Here is a 22,221-nt window from a genome sequence, read left to right on the forward strand (position 1 = left end):
CATCATGGCAGCAGGCGTCAACGTTCGATTTGACGGGGAGTTTCAAAGCTTCATCCAGCAGCGTGTTTTCAAATCAGGCCTTTACAGCTCCACCAGCGAGTACATACGCGATCTCGTTCGTCGTGACTACGAGCAGGAGGAACAGCGCAAATGGGCACGGCTCAGAAGTGAATTGAGCGCAGGCGCCAAAGCCGAAGAATCGGAATTTGTAGATTTGGATGCCGGGCAATTGATAGCCGCAGCAAAGAAACGTAAAAAGGCCAATGCCCGCTAAGATCTACCCGGTCGCACAAGAGCGCATCCTAGACATCTGGGACTACACCGAAGGAAAATACAGGCGAACGCCTATGTAAGCGAATTGGTCGCTGAAATTGAGGCCGTAGCAGGTCAGCGCCATCGCTGGAGGCCCGTTTTGGACGAGTCCCTGAAAAGGCGTCTTTTTCTTCCGCCATCGCCACCACTACATTTTTTTCCGCGAACTTTCCAAATAGCGGCTGGGTGTCTTCAGCGTGCTGCACGAAAAAATGGACATTCCGGCCCGCCTGCGGGAGGACGCGGACCGCGAATGAGGATATATTGTTCTGCCGAATCCTTCCAGTTGGATTAACCGCATCCCTTGCCCGCGGGCGAATCACGGCCTAGCTTCCGCGCTCATCCATCATGACCCACGCCGTACTCAGCCTCCTCAAAGAAAGCCGTCACCCCATGCGCATCGACCTCATTGGGGTTGCGGGTTCGGGGATGAGCGGGCTGGCGCTGCTGCTTCTGGGGCTGGGGCACAAGGTCAGCGGCTCGGACAAGGCGACCACGCTGGAGACGGAGCGTCTGCAAAAGCTGGGGCTGCAGTTTTTCCACGGCCACACGGACAAGGAGGTGGAGGACTGCGACATGGTCATCTACTCCAGCGCCATCAAGCCCGGCAACGTGGCCTATGAAGCGGCCTACAAGCAGGGCATCCCGCTGATCCGCCGCGCGGAGGCGCTGGCCGCAGTGATGGCGAACAAGCAGGGTGTCGTGGTCTGCGGCACGCATGGGAAGACGACCACCTCCGCGCTCACCGCGCATGTGCTGCGGCAGGGCGGGCTGAAGCCGAGCCACTATGTCGGTGCGGAGATTCCAATCCTTGGGTCCAACGCGCACTGGGATGCCGAGGGTGAACTCTTTGTGGCCGAGGGCGATGAAAGCGACGGCACGCTGGTCAATTTCACCCCGGAGCACGCCATTGTGCTGAACATCGAGCCTGAGCATCTCGATTTCTATGACGGCATCGAGGCCATCAAGGCCGTGTTCCGCCAGGTGCTCAGCCAGACGCGCACGCATTGGGTGTATTGCGCTGAAGACCCCGTGGCCAGCGAAGTCTGCGCCGGGCCGAAGGGTGTGAGCTACGGCTGGAGCCGTGCGCACGATTTCTCGGCGAACATCCTCTCGATGAAGCCGGATCATTCCGAATTTGAAGTGTATGAGAAGGACCAGCTTCTCGGTACGGCCACGCTCGGCATTCCCGGGAAGCACAATGTTTCCAATGCGCTCGCAGCCATCGCGCTGGCGACCCGATGCGGGGTCACCTTTGAGGCCATCCAGCACGCTCTGCGCACGTTCCGTGGGGCCAAGCGCCGCTTTGAAATCCGCCATAGTGGCGAGAGGTTTACGGTGGTGGATGACTACGGCCACCACCCGAGCGAAATCGCCGCGACACTGGCCACGGCCAAGGGCCTGAATGCGAAGCGCATCGTCTGCCTGTTCCAGCCGCACCGCTACAGCCGCACGCAGCTTTTGAAGAAGGAATTTGGCGCAAGCTTTGGCGATGTGGACGAGCTGTTTATTACCGATGTGTATCCCGCGAGCGAGAAGCCGCTGCCTGGTGTGAGCGGTGAGACCATTCTCGAAGAAGTGCGGCTGCAAAACGACCACACCAAAACCGGCAGCACGCCGACGATGCCCATAGCGCGAGACAAAGTGGGCAATGCGCTGCGGCCCGGCGATCTGCTCATCACGCTTGGCGCGGGAAATGTGCATGAAGTCGGCCGCTGCATCGCGCGGGATCTGCCGGTGCTGGAAAAACTCTGCGCCATCCTAGACGCCAATGGCGGCGGCGTGGCGCGCTTGTATGAACCGATGAACCGCCACACGACCTGGCTCATCGGCGGACCCGCGCAGTATTGGATCGAGCCGCGCAACGAAGCGGCCTTTGCCGAAGTGGTGCGTTATTTGCGCTCGGCCTCTATACCCATCCGTGTCATTGGTCGTGGCTCCAATCTGCTGGTCAAAGACGGCGGCATCCGCGGCGCGGTCATTCACACCAAGGGCGACTTTGAAAACGTGACGGTGAATGGAGATCACATCACCGCCGGCGCCGGAGCGAGGCTCAAGAAAATCGCCAGTGCAGCGCGCAATGCGGGCATTGGCGGGTTTGAATGGATGGAAGGCATCCCCGGCAATCTAGGCGGCGCCATCCGCATGAACGCCGGAGCGATGGGCAGCGAGACTTTTGACCAGATCGTCAGCGTGCGTTTCATAGACACTGATGGCTCCATCAAGGAGAAGCCGCTCGCTGAGATCACGCACCACTACCGCAGCGTGCCGGAATTTGAAGAGCGCTACGTCGTTTCCGCCGTGCTGAAAGGCACCCCTGCCCCTCAGGCCGAGATCGACACAAAGCTCGCCGCCTCACACCAAAAGCGCCGCACCAGCCAGCCGGTGGGCGCCAGCGCCGGCTGCACCTTCAAGAACCCCGAACTCTGCGGCGCAGGCAAACTCATCGACGACCTGGCCCTTAAAGGCCGCAGTGTGGGCAAAGCCATCGTCAGCGATGTGCACGCCAACTTCATCGTCAATCAAGGAGGTGCCACCGCCCGCGAAGTGCTCGACCTCGTGAGCCAGATCAAGGAGACCGCCATGCACGAGCGGGGCGTGACCCTGGAGATGGAAGTGAAAGTCATTGGCGAGGACCAGCCGCTGCCGCTGTGAGACTGACCTAGCTGAGAATCTGGCCGGAGATCTCATCGGTGGAGACGAACTGCTGCACGTGCATGGCGGGGTCGCACGTGGCAAAGCAGGCAGGCGCGATCATGGTGGAGTTGATGACTCTGGAGGCCTGGGAGTCAGGCGAGAGGATCGTGGCGCCGTGCAGCACGCCATGAGTGGCTCCGGACGTGCCGGGCTCCGCCATGCCGTTGTTGATGACGACAATGCGAGGCCTGCTCTCCTGCCAGTCTGAAATGGTGATGAGATAGTCCCTCAGCATCTCCGCACCGGCGCTGAACATGGGATTATGCTTCTGCAAAAAATCAGCCGGGGTGATCCCCAGATCATGCGCGCAGCGGGAATAGTCCGCGATGTGAAAATCACTGCACACCGGCGTAGGTTCATAGCCCAGCATCAAAAAGGACCGTTCTGGAGCACCATCAAGATGCAGGCGCGTGGTGGCCTGCTGATCAAAACGGCCAAGCGAAAGATACTCCAGCGGCTCGCTCCACCGCTCCGCATGCAGCGCTGAAAGGCGCTCTTTCAGGAGCTTCATGCTGTGTCTCAAATCGTGGGACCCCATGGCAGCAGGCAAAACGAGCACGGCAAAGCCCGGCTGGGTGAAGTCAGTGCGAAACACACGCTCAAAAACGGTTTCGGCATCCTGGAGAACGTCTGTCGATTCAATGAGCATGCTGGCAGCCCGGGTCATGGGAGACGGGAACCTCGACCGGCAAGACGCGCAAGCGCCATCTGCCGCAGATGCGCTGCCGCTGTGACAAACGTCTGACAACTCGGCGCACTTTTTCAGTGTCCAACTTCGGGGAATCGGTGTTCATTTTCAGCTTGTTCCGTCTCAGGACGGTTCTTTTGGCATGCAGAAACTCGTTCTCATTCTCTTTCTCCTCGGCCTGTTCGTGACCGGATTGCTCGGCACGGAGACGCGGCTGCTGTTCTTCTGGCCGGGGTGCATGCTTATCGGCCTGGCGGGGGTGGTGGCGGTGCTGCGGTGGAAGCTGCGGGTGAGCTTTCAACCGAGCGACTGGTGCCTGCTCACAATGCTGGCCATGGCGGGTTATGTTGGCTGGCGCGCATGGATGTCTCCGGTGGAGGTGTATGCACGTGAGGACGCGGCGGTGCTGCTGGCCTGCTTTGTGACCTACCTGCTGACTGTCACGGCCCTGAGCCAGTCGAAATGGCGGCTGGGCATCGTCTGCGTGCTGCTGGTGCTGGTGGCCGGCAACCTGACGGCAGGGTGGGTGCACTTCAAAGGACGCTGGGACTTTCATCTGGTGCCGGGGTTTTCGCGCTCCTTCCCTGCGGGACGCATCGGCGGCTTCTTCAATAATCCAAATCACCTCGCGGCATTCCTCTCCTTTGCGGCCTTTCTCTCGGCAGGGGTGATGCTTTTCGCGCGCATTCACATCGCCTCGCGGCTGCTGCTGGGTTTTGCCATTCTTTCCATGCTCGCCGGAGTGGTGCTGACGATGAGCCGGGCGGCGATGCTGGGACTGGCCCTGGGTGGCGGGGTGTTTGTGCTGCTGGCTTTGTGGATCGTGTGGCGGACAAAACGGTCGCTGTTCAAATGGCTGGTCATTGCCCTCCTTTTAGTCGGCGGTGCGGCTGCTTTCGCGCTCTACAAGGTGAATGAGGACTCGATGCTGACCCGGCAGCTGGCCACGCCGCTGGGCGAAGACATGCGAGTGCACATCTGGCGTGCCGCACTGGCGCAGCATGCGGATTCGCCATGGATTGGCGTGGGATCGCGCATGTTTTATGAGGGCGGCATCACCCACCGCGATCCGGCCTCCGCCGCGCACACGGGGGATTCGCTCTTTGCCCACAATGAATACCTGCAGACGCTGGCAGACTATGGGTGGGCGGGGCTGGCGCTGGTGGTGGTGGTGATCCTGGCTCACCTGCTGAATGGCCTGCGCTTCCTGCGCTGGTTTGCTGCGGAAAAATTCCCGGCGACCGGCATGCTCGGGAGCAATGCGATGGCGCTCACGCTCGGCAGCATGGCCGCGCTGGCGGCCACGCTGGTGCATGCGGTGTTTGAATTCCACGGGCATATCCCCATCACCGCGGTGCTGGGGGCGGTGTCTCTCGGCCTGCTGGCCAATCCGGGCATCGAGAGCGAGGTGTACAAACCGCGCCGTATCTGGGGACTGCGCTTCCTCATGAAACTGGCGCTGCTGGTGGCCTCCGCCACGCTGGTGGGTGCGGCGGCGGTCTTTGGCACGGCAGACGGCCATGCGGCCTATGCGCGCGTCCAAAACGGCTGGGGTCACACCGCAACAGCGCTGGAGCATTTCGCAGAGGCGACGGCAATGGACCCGCGCAACGCCGTGCTGGCCTACCAGCATGGGATGGCGCTGATGGACTCGATCAACCCAGGCATGACCAAGGACGCCTACCTCCGGGCGGTGGACGCCTCCATGAGGGAGCTCAGCCGGGCCACGACGCTGAACCCATACAATTACCTTTACCAGCTCGCCCTGGCGGACACCCTGGATGCCTCCGGGAACTACGACGCGGCTTTCCAGGCGATCCAGCGGGCGCTGACCCTGGCCCCGCTCTACGAGGAGCCGCGCATGGCCCTGGGCATGCACTACCACCGCCTGAAAAAGTATCCGGAGGCCGAACAGGCCTACCTCTGGGCCGGGCAGGCGAAGGCGCTGAACCCCGAGGGCACCGTGAACTGGCTGGACAATTACCGCGAACTTCTGCGCCAGACCGCCCTGGAGGCCGAGCAGGCCCGGGCGGCCCTGATCCAGCAGCAGGGACGTTGAGGCGTGCATTTATTTGCCCTCGCGCCGAATTCCGCTAGTATGGCGGCCCCCATGGCACTCGCAAAAATCACCCAAGTCGCCGGCACCGGCGTTTACGTCCCCGGCTCGGACATCGACACCGACCGCATCATCCCGGCACGCTTCATGAAATGCGTCACGTTTGACGGACTCGGCGAATACGCCTTCTACGACGTGCGTTACGACAAGGATGGCAAGCCCACCGGCCACCCGCTGGACGATCCGCGCTTCAAAGGCGCAAACATCCTCCTCTCCGGCACCAATTTCGGCTGCGGCAGCTCCCGTGAGCACGCCCCCCAGGCGCTGTACCGTTTCGGCATTCGTGCCGTGATCGCCGAGAGCTTCGCAGAAATCTTCTTTGGCAACTGCACCACGCTGGGCATCCCCTGCGTGTGCGCCAGCGCGGCGGACATCAAGGTTCTGGCCAATGAGATCGAGCGCAATCCGAAGCTGGAAATCACGATCGACGTGGCCGCTGGAAAAGTGCTCTTTGAAGACCAGGAGTTTGGCATCACCCTGCCCGGCACGGCTCATGAAGCACTGACCACTGGCAAGTGGGACCCCATCGCCGAACTCCTTGAGAACAAGGACGCCGTGCATGCCCGCATCACTGCGCTGGGTTTTGCCACAGCCTGAGTTCGCCCTTCCACCGCTGCATCTCGCATGGCCGCTTCTGAAACAGCCGCGACGGATAATTCGTCGCATCTCGTCCGCTTTTCGTCGGCCTTGCGGCAGTCTGTGTCGTCCGACACGATTCATGTGATCGGGCACCGCAATCCCGATACGGATGCGATCTGCTCCGCCATCGGCTACGCGGCGTTTTTGCGCGATGTCCGCGGGATGAAGGCGGAGGCAGCCTGCTGTGGCGAGCTGAGTGTGCGCACCAACTGGGTGCTGCAGACCGCCGGCGTGCCCGGCCCCCGGCTGCTGCTGGATGTGAGGCCCACCGCCTCCACCATCTGCCGTCGCGATGTCTTCACCGCCAGCCCGCACCAGACTTTCCTCTCGGTGTACCGGATGATGATGGACCACAACTTCCGCAGCATCCCGATCGTCGATGATGAAGGCCGCCTGCTGGGCATGCCTGCCATCCAGGAGCTCGGGCAGCTGTTTTTACCAGCGCAGACGAATGACAAGACGGATGCCGCCAACCGTGAGGTACGCAGCAGCCTGCTCAATATTGTGAACGCGCTCGATGGCATTCTGGGCGGTGCCGCGCCTGAGCTGGAGACGATTCAGGATTTTGTGCTGGTGGTCGCCGCCTCCAGTCTGGAGACCACGCGCAAACGTGCGCAGCAGTTCCCGGCGAATCTTCTTGTGATGGTCACGGGCGACCGGCCTGAGATTCATGAACTGGCCATCGAGATGAACGCACGCTGCCTGATCATCACAGGCAAATTCAAAGCCGACCCCAGCGTTCTGAGGCGTGCGGCGGAGCAGGGAGTGGCCATCATCTACTCGCCCTACGACACTGCCAGCACCTCGCAGCTGCTGCGTTTCTCGCGTCCCATCGGCGAGGCCCTCACACATGAGTTTCTCTCCTTTGGCTCACGCACTCCCATCCGTGAAATCGTCCCGGCGGCCCAGCATTCCAGCCAGCCGCTGTTTCCGGTGGTGGATGAAGAAACGCAAAAGCTTCTCGGCGTGTTTTCGAAGTCCGACCTGATCGACCTGCCGCGCATGAAACTGGTGCTGGTGGATCACAATGAATTCGCCCAGGCCGTGGCCGGTGCGGATGAGGCCGAGATCATCGAGGTGATCGACCATCACCGCCTGAGCGGCAATCTGCGCACCAAGGAGCCAATCCGTTTCATCAACGAGCCGGTGGGCAGCAGCTGCACGATTGTGGGCATCATGTACCGCATGCGTGGCGCCGCGCCGGAGAAGGCCACGGCCATCTGCCTCTGTGCTGGCATCATTTCCGACACACTGCACCTCACCAGCCCGACGACGACGAACACGGACAAGGAAATCCTGGAGTGGCTCAGCGGCATCGGCGGCATCGACAGCGCGCAGTTCGTGAAAGACTTCTTCGCCGCCGGCTCCATGCTGCGCGAAAACACCCCCGACCGCGCGCTGGAAAGCGATCGCAAGGTCTTCGAGGAAAACGGCTGGCACATCAGCATCTCCCAGATCGAGGAGCTCGGACTTGATGAGTTTTGGAAGCGCGAGGCTGACCTCCAGGGCGCGCTGCAGGCCCTGCTCTCCAAGCACAATCTCCACTTCGCCTGCCTGATGGTTACGGACATCACGCGGCACCACAGCGTGCTGCTGGTGGCCGGAGACCAGCGTGTCATCGACGCCATCGACTACCCGCAGGCGAAGGAGCATGTCTATGACATGGCTGGAGTGGTGAGCCGCAAGAAGCAGCTGTTTCCGTACATGAGCCACGTGGTGACGAAGCTGGCGGCGCCGTGAGCTGGAACCTGAGTTGCTCCGTTAAATAACAAGTCATGGATTTCATCCTTCGAGTCGGCATCCCGATTTATGATTCCCTAGTATGCTTTGCGTACAGCGGATTGGGAGCCAAGCTCACGGAAACGTTTCCTGAGCTGACCATTGGAGAAGATTGGTTTGAAATCGGCGAATACTCTCGCCTGGAGGATTTTTTGGAGGATCAGCAAATATGTGCAGATCAACGTAAAGACATGCTAAGGCAGCTCCGTGGGAAACAGATTGCTCAAGGACCTACCCTCCAATTCAGCATGCCTTCCTCTGATCAGGGCATTCCAACATCAGGCACATTCAATCGCTGGGGAGTGACCTTCAAAAGATCTTTGCCTTTCACGGAACATGATCGCACAAGAATCCTCCAGTTCTTAACATCACTTGGACATGGGGCTGTCGAGGAATACGCCCTCGACTGACGAAAGTCTTGCTCGCCCTCACTCCCTAAAACTCCCCGTCCTCAAAAACCGGGTCACTGCGCGAAACACCGCAGGCTGCAAAATGATGGTGGCGTGATTCGTCGGCAGAAGCACGAAGTCTGCCTCTCCCTCTCCATGGGAGCTGGCGATGGTGACGACACCATCCGAATCGTCGCCGAGGAAACGGCGGAATATGGGCAGCGTGTCTTTGTTTCCCATGATGACTCCAGTGTCCGGCGGGAGCGGTCCGAGGGTGTTGGGCGTGCTGTTCGCATCGGTGCCCAGCTCTGCGGAGACAGGCCCCAGAAGCCAGCGAACCCAGCCCCACTGACGCAGTTCATCGATGATCTGGCTGCCCTGATTTGGGGGTGCCAGCAGGACGGCACGTCCTAGCGGAAACTTCGGGTCCCGCTGCGCCGCCCAGGCGCGAAACACGATACCACCGAGCGAGTGCGTGACGAAATGCACCTGCGTTCCTTCCTCAATCTCCAGCTTCTCCAGCGCGGGATTGATGTGCTTCTGCACCGCATCCGCAATCGAACTGCGGTGGGACGGATAGCCGATGCTCTTCACCCGATAGCCGCAATATTTCAGCCACAGTCCCACCATCCACATGCTGCGCCGTGACCGGCCGAGTCCGTGAATGAGGACGACGGTGGAAGTGGATGGAAGAGATGATGCGTCCATGTTTCAATAGGGTTTCAGAAAATCCTGCAGCCTGTCATCCGGACGGCAGAGGATCACATCAAACGGCAGCAGACTGCCGTCCTTGATGTAGCAATTGCGCGGCAGTGCATCAATGGCGAGCACCTCGAAGACGTAGTTGTAAAAAAGCAGATGGCCGGAGTCGTCCAAGATACGTTTCCAACCGGCGGCGTTGAAGAAGCCCTCAATCTCACGATGCGTGGCCGGTTCACCATGGTACTGGGGCTGGCTGATCGAGAAAGAGATGCGGCCATCCGACCATTCCACCACCGAAGTCAGCCTCACGTCATCTTCGAAAACGTCGTTCGCAGCGATCCACCGCTCCTGATATTCCAGCGGTGTGGCATGGATGAATTCAATCTGCTCTTTGAAAGCGGGCAGCGTCGGATCATCACGAAGATTGGCCCGCGGAGAGGAACCGATGGCGGGGATGAGACCGAACTTGGGAGGGACGGTGATCTTCACCACGCGTCCCACTTCGTCATCGAATTCGATCAGGTGTTCAGTGCCACGGCGCAGCTCTGGAGCTGATGCCTTAAATTCGTCGAATGTTTGGTCCGCTTTCCTCAGGATTTCGAATTCGCGAGCCAGAGCATGCGCTTGTTCGGCTTCGTTCTGGGCCCGTTTGAAGCGATCACTCCCAGCACTTTGTCCGTCGTGGCCGCAAAGGTCGCGTAGTCGGTGGTGGAAGGCTTCAAGCGAATGGCCTTCGTTGCCTTGCCGGCTGTCTGAAGCTGTTTTTTTTCGGAACTCACTTTGGCAGAAAGATACGACACCGCACACTGCGAGTCAATCTGACAGACAAGCAGCGACGGCACCGCTTTCCCGAACCAGTTGCGGCGCAACTGGGCAACTTTGGAGAGGGCAACTTAGTGATTGAACAAAAACGCCGGCGAATTGATCAGCGCCCAGGCCAGATCCTGCGCGGCGGTGAGGCGTTTGTTTCCGAGCTGAGTCTGGCTCAGGCCGGCGTCACGACGGAGCTGGATGAGCTTGGGATCAAGCACAATGGGCTTCTGGCTGTCATTGTAACCAGCCTCAAGGGTCACGAGCTGAGGGTCCACCGGCAGCGGTTTGCGGGCGTTGGCCAGGACTTTTTTCTGGGTCTGGAAGTCCTTGAACTGATCCAGGAAGTGCTGGACGAGCAGCGCCTTCTGCTCCGGCTTGCGCGCGGCGGCAGGCGTCTTGAGCGCAGCGATCACAGCGGCGGGAGCACCAAAGCGCACGGTGGGGCTGGTGGTCACCCACAGGCGGAAGCGACCGGGATTGTACTTCCCGTTTTGGAAGTTGGAGGTGATCTGCACGCTGAACTGTGAGCCGCCTTCATGTGCGATGGGCTTGGCAAACTCAAACGTGGCCTCATGGCGGAAGCCTCCCTGCGGACTCACGGCCCATCCGCGGTCACGATTGCCCTTCTTCAGCGCCTCGGTGACGACAAAATTGGTCTGCTCAAAGTCGGCCTTCGGATTCTTCAGCAGCTGCTCCTCTCCGCCGCGCTTGCTACGCTTGGCGTCGATGGGATCGGTGCGCACGGTGATCTCTCCAATGACAAAGTTGCCATCGGGTGCGAGGCCGGGGCCGTTGCTCGGCAGGCGGTCGTCAGGCAGCATCTCCAGCTTGATGGCGGTGATGTTGGTCAGCGTGGTCTTGCCGATGAGCAGGTAGTTGCCGGTGGTCTCACGGCCTGCAGGCATCGCCGTGGCAAAGAGGCTGCCATCCGGCTGCACTTCCAGTTTCTCCACGCCGCCGGCGCGCTGCACCTTGATGTTGTCAAAGGGCTGCCACTCGGTGGTGAGGTCCAGGTAGTTTTCCCAAGCGGGCTGGCTCGCCGGAGCTGTGTCCTGGGCGGCTTTCACTTTGGCCTCGGCAGCCGTGATGGCGGCTTTGCGTGCAGCTTCCTTCTTCGCCACTTCCGGCGCGATTTTGGCCTTGTAGGCTTCCAGCTCCTTCTTGGCCGCGTCGATGGCGGCAAGACGCTCCTGCTCAGCTTTTTCGATGATCGGCTTCTGTTCGGCCTCCTTGGCTTGCAATGTGGCGGCGAGCTGCTTGTTCTCCGGGTCAATCTCCTGCATCGAGGCCAGGGCGGCATTGATTTCCTTCTCGCTCGCATGCGTGTTGAGCACGCGCATGAAGATGGCGTCCACCAGCTGGCGGTCGTCCTTGATCTCATTGGTCAGCTTGGCGATGGCGTTGTTCGGATCGCTGATGGCGTCTCCCACGGTCGGGCCGCTCATCAGGGCCATGACGGGGCCGAGATTCACTTCATTGCTGCGCTCGCACTCGCAGACGGATTCACGGGCGGGCTTGCCAAAGTTGGCGAGGAAGCCATCCTGCAGCTTGACCTGGCCATCGGCCAGCGCGGCTGCGCGGGCGCCCTTTGGCGCGCCGGGAATGTTTGGCATGCTGCCGGTCACAGCAAAGACGGAGTCAAACAGCACTTCGGCCGGCAGGCGGCGCGCCTTGGCGTGGCTGTAGTTGATCTTGTCGTCCTCGTTCCACTTGTTGGTGGCCAGGCTCAGATTGTAGGTGCGGCTGTTGGCGATGATCTTCATCAAATGGCGCACGTTGAAGCCGCTCTGAATGAACTCGTTGGTCAGGTATTGCAGGAGTTCAGGATTGCTCGGCGGATTGCCGGCGCGGATGTCATCGAGCGGCTCAATGACGCCGGTGCCGGTGAGGTAGCCCCAGATGCGGTTGGCGTAGCTCATGGCAAAGTAGTCATTCTGCGGGCTGGTCATCCAGGTGGCAAACTGCTCGCGGCGGGTGCTGGCGGTCTTGCTCACAAGTTCGGCCTCAAACGGCACGTGGGGCGCCACGGGCTTGTTCGTGCGCAGGTGCATCACATCGCCGTCTTTTTTGTCGGTGACGATTTCAAACAGCGGCTTCGCGCCTTCCACGGCAGTGCCGCCGATGGTCTGTCCCTTGGCAGCGGGGTCGCCCTTCAAGTCGATCTGCGCAAAGTAGGACGCGGTTTCATAATACTGGTCCATCGTCCAGCGCTCGAAAGGATGGTCGTGGCACTTGTTGCAGTTGAAGCGTGTGGCCAGGAAAAGGTGAGTGGTGTTTTCGCTGATGTCCTCGGCGGTGCGCACGGTCTTGAAGTAAGCGGCGGGTGGATTGTCCTTGTTGGAGCCGCTGGCGGTGATGATGCGGTAGGCAAAGCGGTCATACGGCGTGTTGTCGCTGACCTGCTGCTTGATCCAGGTGCGCAGCCCATTGGCGCCTTCTGCACCGAGGAATTTGGAATTCACCTGCAGCATGTCCGCCCACTTGTTGGCCCAATGCTCGACGAAATCAGGATTGCCGATGAGCTTGTCGATCACCTCGCCGCGCTTCGTGCGGGTATCGCGGGTGTCGGCCAGGAAAGCAGCCACAGCCTCGGGCTTGGGCGGCAGGCCGGTGAGGTCCAGATGGATGCGGCGCAGGAAATCTTCATCGCTGCACAGGCCGCTGGGCTCGATCTTCATGCGCTGCCATTTCTGCGCCACGAGTTCGTCGATCTTGTTCCACTTCTCAGGCTCCTTCCAGGCGAAGCCGGTACGGTCTCCCATGACGGTAATGGTGGTGGCTGCATACGCGCCTTCAAAGCGGGCAAGGATCGGCGCTTCACCCCGGCGGAGGCTGGTCATGAGACCCTTTTTGTCCGCCTCGATGACATCCCCATTGCCGCTTTCCAGGAAGGCTTCCGCGGTCACGTCTTTGACATAGCCATCCGCATAGTGGGCGATGACGCGCAGCTGCTGGCGGCCGCCGATGCGTTCAATGACCGGATTCTTCGGAGAGAGCTCGATGCTGGTCACGCGCGGTGTTTTGAGTTCCAGCTTCGCACCCTGGCCGATCCAGGCTTTCAGGGACTCATAGTAAAGCTCTCCTGGGACGGTGAGCTGGCCGCCCTCATGCGGCACGGCGCCGCTGGCCTTCAGCAGCATGAGCGAATGCTCCGGCGAGGCGACGTTCGCGCGGCGGCTGGAGATGTCATCGGTGAAAGCGAGCACGTCATACACGGGATCATAGCCGCGCAGCGAGAGCTTGAAGCCGGCCTTGCCTTCCTTGGCGCCGTGGCAGGTGCCCTGGTTGCAGCCAAGCTTTGACATGATGGGCATGATGTCGCGCACGTAGTCGGGCTTCAGGGCCACGTTCAGTCCGGCCACGGTCACCGGGATGCTGGCGGTCTTCCCCTGGAAGGAGATCTTCACATTCGTGGCACCGTCCTTGTCAGGGCGCACCATGCCACGCGTGTTCACGTCCACCACATCGGTGTTCTCTGCGGTGATCTTGGCCATGCGGGTGACGTCCGCGCGGGTGCCGTCGCTCATGCGGGCGGTGATGAGAAGCTGCGCATACTCGGTGGGCTTGCCGATTTTGATGGTGGTCGGCTCGACATCAATGGAGGCGACGGTCGGCCCGGTGTGCAGGGTTTCGACCTTCGTGCCTTTTTCGAGCACCGCGCGCACGCTGTCGTCCGCGATCACGTCCGTGGCGGCGAGCACCTTTTCCTTCACCAGCGGCACGGAAACAAACTCCTTGGCGATGGCACCGGTGGTGGCATCAATCACACGCACCATGCCGTCCTGACCGGCTGCGGCGACTGTTTTGCCATCCGGGCTGAAGGTCACGCTGAAGATGCCGCAGGGCACCGGCGTGCTGCTGAGCTGCTTCACCCCCTTGACGATCCACTCGTCCAGTTCCGGGCCTTTGCCGTTCACGGTTTCCACGATCTTCTTCACGCCCTCGGGCATGGCGCTGTCGTAGTCGCTGGCGTAGATGTTTACCATGCCCGCGCCTTCATTGGAGGAACCTGCGGCGATGCGCTTGCCATCCGGCGCGAAATCCACGCCAAAGATGCGGCCCTGCATGGCGGGGAATTTGCGGATGAGGTTCGCGTTGTCGCCGATCACGCGCTTGGTGATGCGCTCCATGCGGTAGATGGCAGGCACGCCGTCGGTGCCGCCGATCAGCACCTCATTGCGCAGCGGATGCCGCGCCAGCACCTGCACGCCTCCTTTAAGCGCGCCGGGGGTGATGGAGGTGATGTTGTCCACGAATCGCTGGGTGGCCACTTCCGTGAGCTTCACGCTCATGTCACGGCCGCAGGAGGCCACATGCTTGCCATCCACGCCCCACACGGTGTCCAGCACCCAGTCGCTGTGGCCGCCCATGAAGAGCGTTTCCTTGCCGGTGGCGGCCTCGATGGCGCGCACCGCATTGTCGCCACAGCCGAAGGCCAGATACTTTCCATCTGGCGACCAGCTTGCGCCATACAGGGTGTCAAAGGTCAGCGACTTGGAGAGCTCCAGCTTTTTGCCAGCCACGTCCCAGATCTGGATTTCTCCCATGCGCGCCGGGCTGCCGCCGGTGACGGCGATCTTCTTGCCGTCCGGCGACCACGCGAGCTTTTGAATGCGCTCAGCCAGACCGACGAGACGAGCGACGACGCCGCTGCCATCAGCTTTGTGAACGAGAACTTCGTGATAACCCGCGACGGCGATCATGCTGCCGTCCGGTGAATACTCAATGGAGGTGATGGCCGGGGCTTTCACATAGACCGGGGGGTGGGCCATGTCGTATTCCGCCTTGGCGGAGGCCGGCGTGTCGTCCTTGGCTCCTTCGGTGATCCAGCGCTCGATGAGGGCGATCTGCGTCTCGTGCAGCGGATCGGCCTTCTGTGGCATCTCCACCTTGCCCTTTTCGTCCGGCTTGATGAGCTTCAGCAGGTTGGATTCGGCGGGTTTGCCCGGAATGACCGCGTGGCCTTCCTCGCCCCCTTTGAGCAGGGCGACGAAATCCGTCATGATGTAGTCGCCCTTTTTCTTGGCGGGCTGGTGGCAGCCGTTGCACTGGGCCTGGAAAATGGGGCGGATGTGCTTGTAGAAAGAGACCGGCTTGTTCGGGTCAATGCCTTCCTCCTTCTTCGGCGGTGCGGCATGCGCAGAGGCGGCGAGGAAGAGCGCAGGAATGAGGAGACGTGTCTTCATGGGTTGGCGTGGAGCGTTTTTTGACAAAATCAGGGCAGCCCGGGACAACGCCCGCGCAAAGCCATCTCTTGCGCCCCGGCCGCCCAAGGGCGGAATCGTCCATGCACGACGGCGGAGTTGGACGGGGGGTTGCCTCGGCACCAAGTCTCCGCATGGTGGGCGGCTGACCATGTCCGAACTCCTCTCCGCCAGCCTCTACCGTGAAGTGCGCGATCCCGCGTTCTTCCGGGTGCTGACGGGGAAAAACGCGCCGACCTACGTCGATGTGCTGGATGCGCTGGATCGCGAATGCACCGAGCAACCGGACGGCCTGGAACGCGACGACGCCATCGAAATCATCGCCGAAGTCCTCACCAAGCATCCCGAATTTCAGCCGGAAGCCGACGAAGAGCACGCCGAAGGCGAGCTGCCGACAAGCACCCTCCCCCCTCGTGAAACCTCGCGCCGGGTGCTGGATCACCTGTCCCGCTGCCGCTGGCTGGAAGAACCCCCGCGCAAGGACTGGCGGCGCCGGCTCTATTTCGATGCCCATGGCTCCACGCTGATCGCCGCGCTGCGCCAGATCGCCCACCCCGAAGCAGCGGTTTTCACCGACAAGCTCACCGCCGTCTGCGCCCTGCTGGCCAACGAGCCCGAACTCATCGAACGCCCTCTGCAAACCGTGGACGTCTGCCTGGCCAACACCCGCCAGGGCCTCGGCGAATTGCGCACCATGCAGAAGTCCGTGCAGCGCCTCACCCGGCGTCAGCTCGAAGAAGACACGCTAAAAGGCAATCTTGCGCTCGTGTTTGAAGACTACGCGGAGCAGATCGCTCATGGCGCCTATGCGGAGCTGATCCGCGCCCGCCTGCCCGCCCGCCTGCCTGAGGCCGTACGTCGCATCGAAGAACGTTTGCAGGATGATTCGACAGCGCTGGCGGAAATGCAGACGGAACTCCTGCGCCGCGATTCCACCCTCAGTGCCGAAACAGCGCGCGCCCGCGTCCGCCAGCGCCTGGATGAACTCACCCATCTGCTCGATCTGGTGCAGCCCATGGCGGATGAAATCGACCGCCGCACTGCCGATTTCACGCGCCGCTCGCTCTCACGCTTCCGCTATCTCCAGGATGTGACCGGCGAGCGCCGCACCGAGATCCGTGACTTCTTCATGAAGGCGAACGAGATGCTCGCCGGAAAACGACTTTCCAGTTCATGGGAGCTGCCGGAGCTTCCCGCGTTGCGCCTGCCAGAAACCCGCATGCCCGCAGGACTCGACAGCCTCTATGCACCGCAGATTCGCCGCATTGCTGGCGAGCAGGCCGCGCTCGATGACGAAGTCACCGATGCCGAACGCGAAGAAGGACTGCGCGGCATGGAGCGCGCCCTGCGTGATTCCCTTTCCGTACGCCGTGCCAATGAATTTGTGAAGCGGCTGCCCGGTGAAAAAGGAGCGCGTATTTCCAGTGCTGATCTACCCGTCGCCTCCGAAGCCGATCTCACCGAACTCATCGCCCTCATGCTCCACGCAGAGTCGAATGAAGCCGCCTACAAGCTGGAATCCACCCGCAGCCGCGCTGAAGCGGGCGAGATCGCGCTTGATCCCCTGCCCGGCGCCCGCGTGGAGCACTTTGACCTTATCAAGAAATGACCGAAGCCGATCCCAACCTCAATGAACTGTCCGCCCCGGAGCCATTGCTCCGCTTGCAGGATCAGGATCGCTCCCGGCTTGCTGAGGCGTTGCAGGAGCTGCTGGCCCACGGTTCCCTCCTCGGCCTGGAGAGCGGCCAAACCGGCCTGTACAACTGGTGCCGTCAAAACTTCGAGTGGCTGCGCGAAACCGCCGCGCTCGCCGGCCTCGATGTCGCCCTGCTGCATGAAGAGCGCATGGTGCAGGCCATCCCACGCGTGAGTTCCATGGTGCTGCACCTGCGGCAGGATGCCACGCTGATCTGGCTGGCGCTTTGGTATGCCGGGGATGTGCGCTGGCGTGATGAAGGCGAGACCCAGGCCTTTCTCACCGTCACGGAGCTGAACGCACTGCTCAAAGACCAGCTTCTTTCCGATGCCGTCGGCCAGATCTCACGCGGCCGCCTGCGTGAAATCCTGCGCCAGGCCGCCCGCTACAATCTCATCAAATTCCAATTGGCGGAACCCTTCGAAGATTCCGGCATCGAGGTCCTGCCCGCGATCCGCCGTGTCGTACCGTTCCGCGAACTCGCAGAGTGGACCGAATCCGCCAGCGCCTTCAAGCGCAGCGAAGCTGCCGCCATTCCCAGCCCTGAAGAGGAGGCCGAAGCATGAGCACCAAAAGCCGCGCCATCCGCCTCTCCCGCCTGCATGCCATCAACTGGTATGGCTATCAGGACACCCTGCCCGTGAATGGAAATCTCGTGCTTGCCGGCGTCACCGGCTCGGGGAAATCCATCCTCATGGACATGCTCATGCTGGTGCTCGTCGGGCCGGAGAAAGCACGCCATCATTTCAACCGCAGCGCCACCGGCGCTCAGTCAGACCGCACCCTGAAAGGCTACTGCCTGCTCGATACCAAGCAGCAGTCTGAGAGCGGCCAGCCGCAGTTTTTTCATGACAAAGGCGTGACCACCTACGTCGCGGCGGAGTTCGTCTGGCCGGATGGCAAACGCATCGAGACCTGGGGCCTGCGGGTCGAGTTTCGCAACACCGCGGAGAATGACGGCCATATCACGCCTTTCTTCTGTCAAGGTGCGCTGGAGAAGAGCGATTTCATCCAAACCTCTGCCGAAGATGGCAAGCGCCGCACGCTCGACATCCTCGGCTTCCGCCAGCTCGTCGAAGGCCGGAATGGGCGCGTGTTTGCCTCCTCACGCGAATACCTGCGCGACATGAGCAACAGCGCTCATCTCAACTTCAACCGTGAAGTCCTCGACCGCCTGCTGCCCAGCGCGATGTCCTTCACCAACCTGAAGAGCTTCGACGATTTCTGCCGTCGCTTCGTGCTGCCGGGCGAAGCTGTGCCGGTGGAGGATGTCGTGGCGAGCTATCGCGACTTTGAATCCTACGAGAACGAGCTGCGCCAGTTGCGCGGTCAGCTCACGCGTCTGCAAACCATCCGCCAGCATTCCGAAATACGTGTCGCGGCACAGCGTGACCGCGATGTGGCGCGCTTCCTTGCGACGGAGCTGAATCACGAGCACGCGCACAGCCTCGTCACCAGCATGGAGAAACGGCTGGCAGAGCTGCGCGAAAGCTTCGCCGGAGACGAACAGCGGCTGCTTGAGATCGAAGAAGGCATCACCCGCTGCCGCATCGATCGTGATCGCCTGCTGGGACTCATGAACGAGTCATCTGAAGGCCGGCTCTACCACCAGCTCACCGAACAGGGCCGCAAACTGGAGAACGAACTCCTGCGCCTGCGCGAACTCGGCACCAAGCTCAGCGACCGTCTGCGCAAACGCGTCAAGGACGCCAAGCAGTGGCTGAAGGATGTGAAGCAGGCACCGCTTCCAAAACCCGTGGACGTGTACCGCCTGGAGAACGCCATCGAGATGCTCGAAGGCTGCGATGAAGCCACCACCGCGAATGCCCTCAGTCTTTTGCGCGATGCCGCAGACCAGGTCTGCAAAAACCTGCGCCAGGCTTTTGCCGCCGATGCCGAGGATCTGCGCCGCCTGCGCAATGAACGCAACGATCTCGAAGCTCAGATCAACACGCTCAAAGCCGGCCTTCCTCCGATCGAGCAACCGTTGCTCCACACGCTCAATGACAACCTGCTGCACTTGAAGGGCCGCTCCGCTGCCAGGGCGCTGCGCGAAGTGTGTGAAGTGACCGATGAGAACTGGCGTGAAGCCATCGAGGTCGCCTTCAGCGAGAAGTTCGCCATCGTCGTCAGCGAAGAGCATTATCCGGAGGCTTTGAAGCACTTCCACGAACTCAAGGCCGCCGCGCAAGGGCCGAAAGCCGCCGTGGAGTCGCTCATTCATCCGGCACACATGCTCGCGCTGAAAGCCAAAGCCGCCAAAGGCTCGCTCGCGGAGAAAATCGAAACGGACGATCCCGTGGCACGCGCCTGCGTGGATTCATGGTTTGGCCAGGTCAAATGCGTGCAGAAACTTGCCGACCTCGACAAGCATGACGCGGCCATCCTTCCCGACGGCCTCATGCTGCGCGATGGCCTGGCTCTGCGGCCACGTCGTTACGATGGCGTGCCGTTTGTCGGCAAGCGCGGCCTGCAACGCCAGCAGGAGATCAAGCAGGACAAGCTCAAGGACATCGTTGCGAACATCCGCCGTCTGGAACCGCTCGAAACCGAGATCAATGCCATCATCGCGGACAAGGACAGCAAGATGCCCGACCACGGCTCGCTGGCCCAGGATCTGGTGCGCGTGGAATCGCTGCCGAAGCTCGAACAGGATCACGAGGAGCTGATGAAACGGCTCCAGGAGATCGACACCGGCTCGCTGCATGAACTTGAGCAGCAGGCGCACGATTTGCTCACACAGTCCGATTCCCTGGAAAAAGAGCGCCTCGAGATCGCCCGCAAAGGCATGCAGCGTGAGATTGAGCAGACCGAAAAAAATCTGGCCGTTCGCCGCGAGGATGCTTCCAAGCGCGAAGACGATCTGCTCCGCATCAAACGCGAGATCGACATCTCCGCACACCTCGACCGCTACCAAAGCTGGAAGCACGACATGCTCGAAAAATATCTCTCGCCGGAGATTGCTGCGAAGGAATTTGACAAGGAAGCCAGCAAAGCCGCCGTGACGGCTGCGCAGGCCGAGGGCGATCTCAAAGCCGCGATGGTCGAGTTCAAAAAAACCTTCTCGCCACGCTTCGACGATCTGCCGGAAGACGGCCGCAGCACCAAGGACTACGAGAAGCTGCTCAAGCGTATCGATGGCCAGGGCATCCCTGAATTCGAGAAGAAGGCCGAGGCCGAGCGCAAGCGCTGGGAAAGCCTCTTCCGCACGCAGGTGCTGAGCCGCATGCAGAAGGCGCTCAAGGACATCGACAACATCATCTTCCTGCTCAACAAGCAGCTCAAACGGCAGATCGGCAACGATGTGTATCACATCAAAAAAGAGCCCAATCCCGAGTTCCGTTTCTACCGTCATCTCATCGACCTCAATTCCACCCGAGATCCTGACGATCTCTTCTTCTCCAGCCTCGAAGGCGAGCTGCGCACCGCGCTCGATCACTTCCTGCAAACCCTGGTCAAGCAGGCAAACAGTCCCGAAGCCGCCAAGCTTCTCGATTACCGCCAGTACTTCGACTACGACCTGCTCGTCACCGATGTGCGCCAGCCCGATGCCAAATCGGTGAGCGTGGACAAGCAGAGCGGCAAGATGAGCGGTGGTGAAAATCAGAGCCCCTACTTTGTGGCCATCCTCGCCAGCTACCTGCACGCCTACAACCGTCACGAAACCCGCTGGAAAGAGCCCAGCCTCGCGCTCGTGCCCATTGACGAAGCCTTCAGCAAACTCAGCGGCGAACGCATCCAGGACTGTCTCGCAGCCATGCAGGAGCTTGATCTCCAGGGCGTCTTCAGCATGTCCAGCGGCAACATCCCCTTCGCCTTCAGTTTGTGTGACGAGTTGATCGTCGTGACCAAAACCGAAAAGCGCGAAGGCGGTAAAACCCGCATCCGCAACATTCCCGCCGTCCTCTTCCGCGATTCGCCCGAAGGCAAAGAATGGATGAACAAGCATGGCTCATGAGCATCCAGACATCCTGAAGGTTTTCGCCGACCGCTATCGCGACTCCCAGGCAGGCCGCACTGGTGTGAGCAGCGGAGATTTCACGTTTGACTATCACAAGCTCCTCAAAGCCGCGCGCGCCGACTCCGCAGAGGCCCGCATCAATGCCGAAACCCGCCTCCGCCAAGCCGAAGACCAGTCACAAGGAAAGCTGAAACTCGACACCCATCCTCGTGACGAGCGCCTGATTCACATCGTCCGCCTGTCTCGTGAAGGGGGTGAAGCTTGGCTCTTCAATCACCTGCAGGAATCATCACCGGCCGAAGAGCGCAGGCAGCTGGCTGACTTGTTTGAATCCTTTCCCAGTTCATCTGTTTCACCTGCATGGTCAAACTGGTGCCTGCAACTGGCGCAGCACGCGCTCGATGGCAGCCCCGTCACCCCCTTCACCCGCGATGATCTGGCAGGAAACCGCGAACTCCTCACCAATATTCCACGTATTCTCGACTGGCAGGGCGAATCGCTGCTCCGCTTCGCCAGCTGCATGATCTTCCACGACTCGAAGCGGCTGGAACAATTGCGCCCGCGCCTCGAATCCGCCCTGCGCCAGATAACAAACGGCGGCATTCAATCGCTCGAAGAACTCGGCCTGCTGGAAAAACCACGCCGCGTTTTCATCTGCGGCCCTCTGCGCCTCGAACTGCCTGAAGGCACGCTCAATCTCGGGCTGCTTCATGCACCGGTTTCCATCTCGGAAACCGACATCCATCGAGCCATCGCCATCCACTGCGATGCCTCTCAGGTGCTCACCGTGGAAAACGAAACCACCTTTTTGGAACTCGCGAAGCTGCACAGCGACACCCTCCTCATTCACACCAGCTACCCCGGCCGCGCCGTACTTGCCTTGCTCGCCCGCCTGCCATCTCATCTGCCCATCCATCATTTCGGCGATGCCGACCCCGCAGGATTCGACATCCTCCGCGATCTCCGTGAACGCTCAGGCCTCGGCATCCAGCCGCTCCACATGCACTACCGGCCTCGCGTGGGCTCTGAGATTTTGAATCCGGCCGAGCTCCAAATCATCGGTCGTCTTCTCGCTGATCCCCGCATGACAGACTGTCACACACCCTTGCAGGCCATGCTCATTGCAAATAGCAAAGGAGACTTCGAACAGGAATCACTCGGGCGGCCCTCTTTTTCCAAATGGCCGTTTTATCAGAGCGGCAGGAACGGTGGTTGACCAGCGCTC

15 protein-coding genes are annotated in these 22,221 nt (G+C 61.0%); 10 read left to right on the forward strand and 5 right to left on the reverse strand.

From position 1 onward, the window contains the following. Positions 1-4: 4 nt before the first annotated feature. Together ACILSR_RS20040 and murC are read left to right on the forward strand one after the other, a co-directional pair. Entirely contained in the window at positions 5-274 is a 270-nt protein-coding gene (locus tag ACILSR_RS20040) for a type II toxin-antitoxin system ParD family antitoxin (protein ID WP_395751572.1), read from the forward strand. A 386-nt stretch (positions 275-660) separates the two neighbouring features. After that, complete coding sequence (murC, locus tag ACILSR_RS20045) at positions 661-2,967, forward strand: UDP-N-acetylmuramate--L-alanine ligase (protein ID WP_395751573.1); 2,307 nt, start codon at positions 661-663, stop codon at positions 2,965-2,967. Between the two features lie 7 nt (positions 2,968-2,974). Here murC and ACILSR_RS20050 read toward each other — a convergent pair whose 3' ends face one another. After that, positions 2,975-3,676 (reverse strand): hypothetical protein, encoded by a 702-nt coding sequence (locus ACILSR_RS20050; protein ID WP_395751574.1) that lies wholly within the window; start codon positions 3,674-3,676, stop codon positions 2,975-2,977. A gap of 163 nt (positions 3,677-3,839) precedes the next feature. Here ACILSR_RS20050 and ACILSR_RS20055 point away from each other — a divergent pair, with 163 nt between their 5' ends. From ACILSR_RS20055 to ACILSR_RS20070, 4 genes are read left to right on the forward strand one after another with little or no spacing between them, the layout of a single operon-like run. Beyond that, positions 3,840-5,756, forward strand: a complete 1,917-nt coding sequence (locus ACILSR_RS20055) for an O-antigen ligase family protein (protein ID WP_395751575.1) — start codon at positions 3,840-3,842, stop codon at positions 5,754-5,756. 51 nt (positions 5,757-5,807) lie between these two features. Continuing rightward, positions 5,808-6,410: a 3-isopropylmalate dehydratase small subunit gene (gene leuD / locus ACILSR_RS20060; RefSeq protein ID WP_395751576.1), complete on the forward strand. Its 603-nt coding sequence runs from the start codon at positions 5,808-5,810 to the stop codon at positions 6,408-6,410. 27 nt (positions 6,411-6,437) lie between these two features. Further along, positions 6,438-8,192, forward strand: coding sequence for a putative manganese-dependent inorganic diphosphatase (locus ACILSR_RS20065; protein ID WP_395751577.1), 1,755 nt, complete (start codon positions 6,438-6,440; stop codon positions 8,190-8,192). Between the two features lie 35 nt (positions 8,193-8,227). Beyond that, a complete protein-coding gene (locus ACILSR_RS20070) occupies positions 8,228-8,641 on the forward strand; it encodes a hypothetical protein (protein ID WP_395751578.1) in 414 nt (137 codons plus the stop codon). Between the two features lie 18 nt (positions 8,642-8,659). On the opposite strand, the gene ACILSR_RS20075 is transcribed toward ACILSR_RS20070, so the two are convergent. The 4 genes from ACILSR_RS20075 to ACILSR_RS20090 all read right to left on the reverse strand — a co-directional run bounded on the left by ACILSR_RS20075 (position 8,660) and on the right by ACILSR_RS20090 (position 15,321). Then, positions 8,660-9,328: an esterase/lipase family protein gene (locus tag ACILSR_RS20075; protein ID WP_395751579.1), complete on the reverse strand. Its 669-nt coding sequence runs from the start codon at positions 9,326-9,328 to the stop codon at positions 8,660-8,662. Between the two features lie 3 nt (positions 9,329-9,331). Next, complete coding sequence (locus ACILSR_RS20080; protein WP_395751580.1) at positions 9,332-9,811, reverse strand: hypothetical protein; 480 nt, start codon at positions 9,809-9,811, stop codon at positions 9,332-9,334. Positions 9,812-9,912: 101 nt separating this feature from the next. Next, positions 9,913-10,101: a hypothetical protein gene (locus tag ACILSR_RS20085; protein ID WP_395751581.1), complete on the reverse strand. Its 189-nt coding sequence runs from the start codon at positions 10,099-10,101 to the stop codon at positions 9,913-9,915. Positions 10,102-10,215: 114 nt separating this feature from the next. Continuing rightward, complete coding sequence (locus ACILSR_RS20090; RefSeq protein ID WP_395751582.1) at positions 10,216-15,321, reverse strand: DUF1549 domain-containing protein; 5,106 nt, start codon at positions 15,319-15,321, stop codon at positions 10,216-10,218. A 169-nt stretch (positions 15,322-15,490) separates the two neighbouring features. Between ACILSR_RS20090 and ACILSR_RS20095 the strand changes: the two genes are divergently transcribed. Genes ACILSR_RS20095 through ACILSR_RS20110 form a run of 4 tightly spaced genes read left to right on the forward strand, consistent with a single transcriptional unit; the run spans position 15,491 to position 22,212 of the window. Beyond that, the gene (locus tag ACILSR_RS20095) at positions 15,491-16,948 is read left to right on the forward strand and encodes a Wadjet anti-phage system protein JetA family protein (RefSeq protein WP_395751583.1); all 1,458 of its coding nucleotides are present in this window, start codon (positions 15,491-15,493) and stop codon (positions 16,946-16,948) included. Continuing rightward, complete coding sequence (locus ACILSR_RS20100) at positions 16,945-17,601, forward strand: DUF4194 domain-containing protein (RefSeq protein WP_395751584.1); 657 nt, start codon at positions 16,945-16,947, stop codon at positions 17,599-17,601. Before ACILSR_RS20095 ends, ACILSR_RS20100 begins: the two co-directional genes overlap by 4 nt. Next, positions 17,598-20,993, forward strand: a complete 3,396-nt coding sequence (locus ACILSR_RS20105) for an SbcC/MukB-like Walker B domain-containing protein (protein ID WP_395751585.1) — start codon at positions 17,598-17,600, stop codon at positions 20,991-20,993. The genes ACILSR_RS20100 and ACILSR_RS20105 overlap by 4 nt, the downstream gene beginning before the upstream one ends. Then, a complete protein-coding gene (locus tag ACILSR_RS20110; protein WP_395751586.1) occupies positions 20,983-22,212 on the forward strand; it encodes a Wadjet anti-phage system protein JetD domain-containing protein in 1,230 nt (409 codons plus the stop codon). The genes ACILSR_RS20105 and ACILSR_RS20110 overlap by 11 nt, the downstream gene beginning before the upstream one ends. Positions 22,213-22,221 lie beyond the last annotated feature (9 nt).

Source organism: Prosthecobacter sp., assembly GCF_044222565.1.
Taxonomy (GTDB): Bacteria; Verrucomicrobiota; Verrucomicrobiia; order Verrucomicrobiales; family Verrucomicrobiaceae; genus Prosthecobacter.

What these genes read in the sequence shown, in the direction of transcription:
- ACILSR_RS20095 (WP_395751583.1), top strand. Translation starts at nt 15,491, where the DNA reads ATGTCCGAACTCCTCTCCGCCAGCCTCTACCGTGAAGTGCGCGATCCC.
- ACILSR_RS20110 (WP_395751586.1), top strand. Translation starts at nt 20,983, where the DNA reads ATGGCTCATGAGCATCCAGACATCCTGAAGGTTTTCGCCGACCGCTAT.
- leuD (WP_395751576.1), top strand. Translation starts at nt 5,808, where the DNA reads ATGGCACTCGCAAAAATCACCCAAGTCGCCGGCACCGGCGTTTACGTC.
- ACILSR_RS20040 (WP_395751572.1), top strand. Translation starts at nt 5, where the DNA reads ATGGCAGCAGGCGTCAACGTTCGATTTGACGGGGAGTTTCAAAGCTTC.
- ACILSR_RS20100 (WP_395751584.1), top strand. Translation starts at nt 16,945, where the DNA reads ATGACCGAAGCCGATCCCAACCTCAATGAACTGTCCGCCCCGGAGCCA.
- ACILSR_RS20075 (WP_395751579.1), bottom strand. Translation starts at nt 9,328, where the DNA reads ATGGACGCATCATCTCTTCCATCCACTTCCACCGTCGTCCTCATTCAC.
- ACILSR_RS20050 (WP_395751574.1), bottom strand. Translation starts at nt 3,676, where the DNA reads ATGACCCGGGCTGCCAGCATGCTCATTGAATCGACAGACGTTCTCCAG.
- ACILSR_RS20105 (WP_395751585.1), top strand. Translation starts at nt 17,598, where the DNA reads ATGAGCACCAAAAGCCGCGCCATCCGCCTCTCCCGCCTGCATGCCATC.
- ACILSR_RS20055 (WP_395751575.1), top strand. Translation starts at nt 3,840, where the DNA reads ATGCAGAAACTCGTTCTCATTCTCTTTCTCCTCGGCCTGTTCGTGACC.
- ACILSR_RS20065 (WP_395751577.1), top strand. Translation starts at nt 6,438, where the DNA reads ATGGCCGCTTCTGAAACAGCCGCGACGGATAATTCGTCGCATCTCGTC.
- ACILSR_RS20090 (WP_395751582.1), bottom strand. Translation starts at nt 15,321, where the DNA reads ATGAAGACACGTCTCCTCATTCCTGCGCTCTTCCTCGCCGCCTCTGCG.
- murC (WP_395751573.1), top strand. Translation starts at nt 661, where the DNA reads ATGACCCACGCCGTACTCAGCCTCCTCAAAGAAAGCCGTCACCCCATG.
- ACILSR_RS20070 (WP_395751578.1), top strand. Translation starts at nt 8,228, where the DNA reads ATGGATTTCATCCTTCGAGTCGGCATCCCGATTTATGATTCCCTAGTA.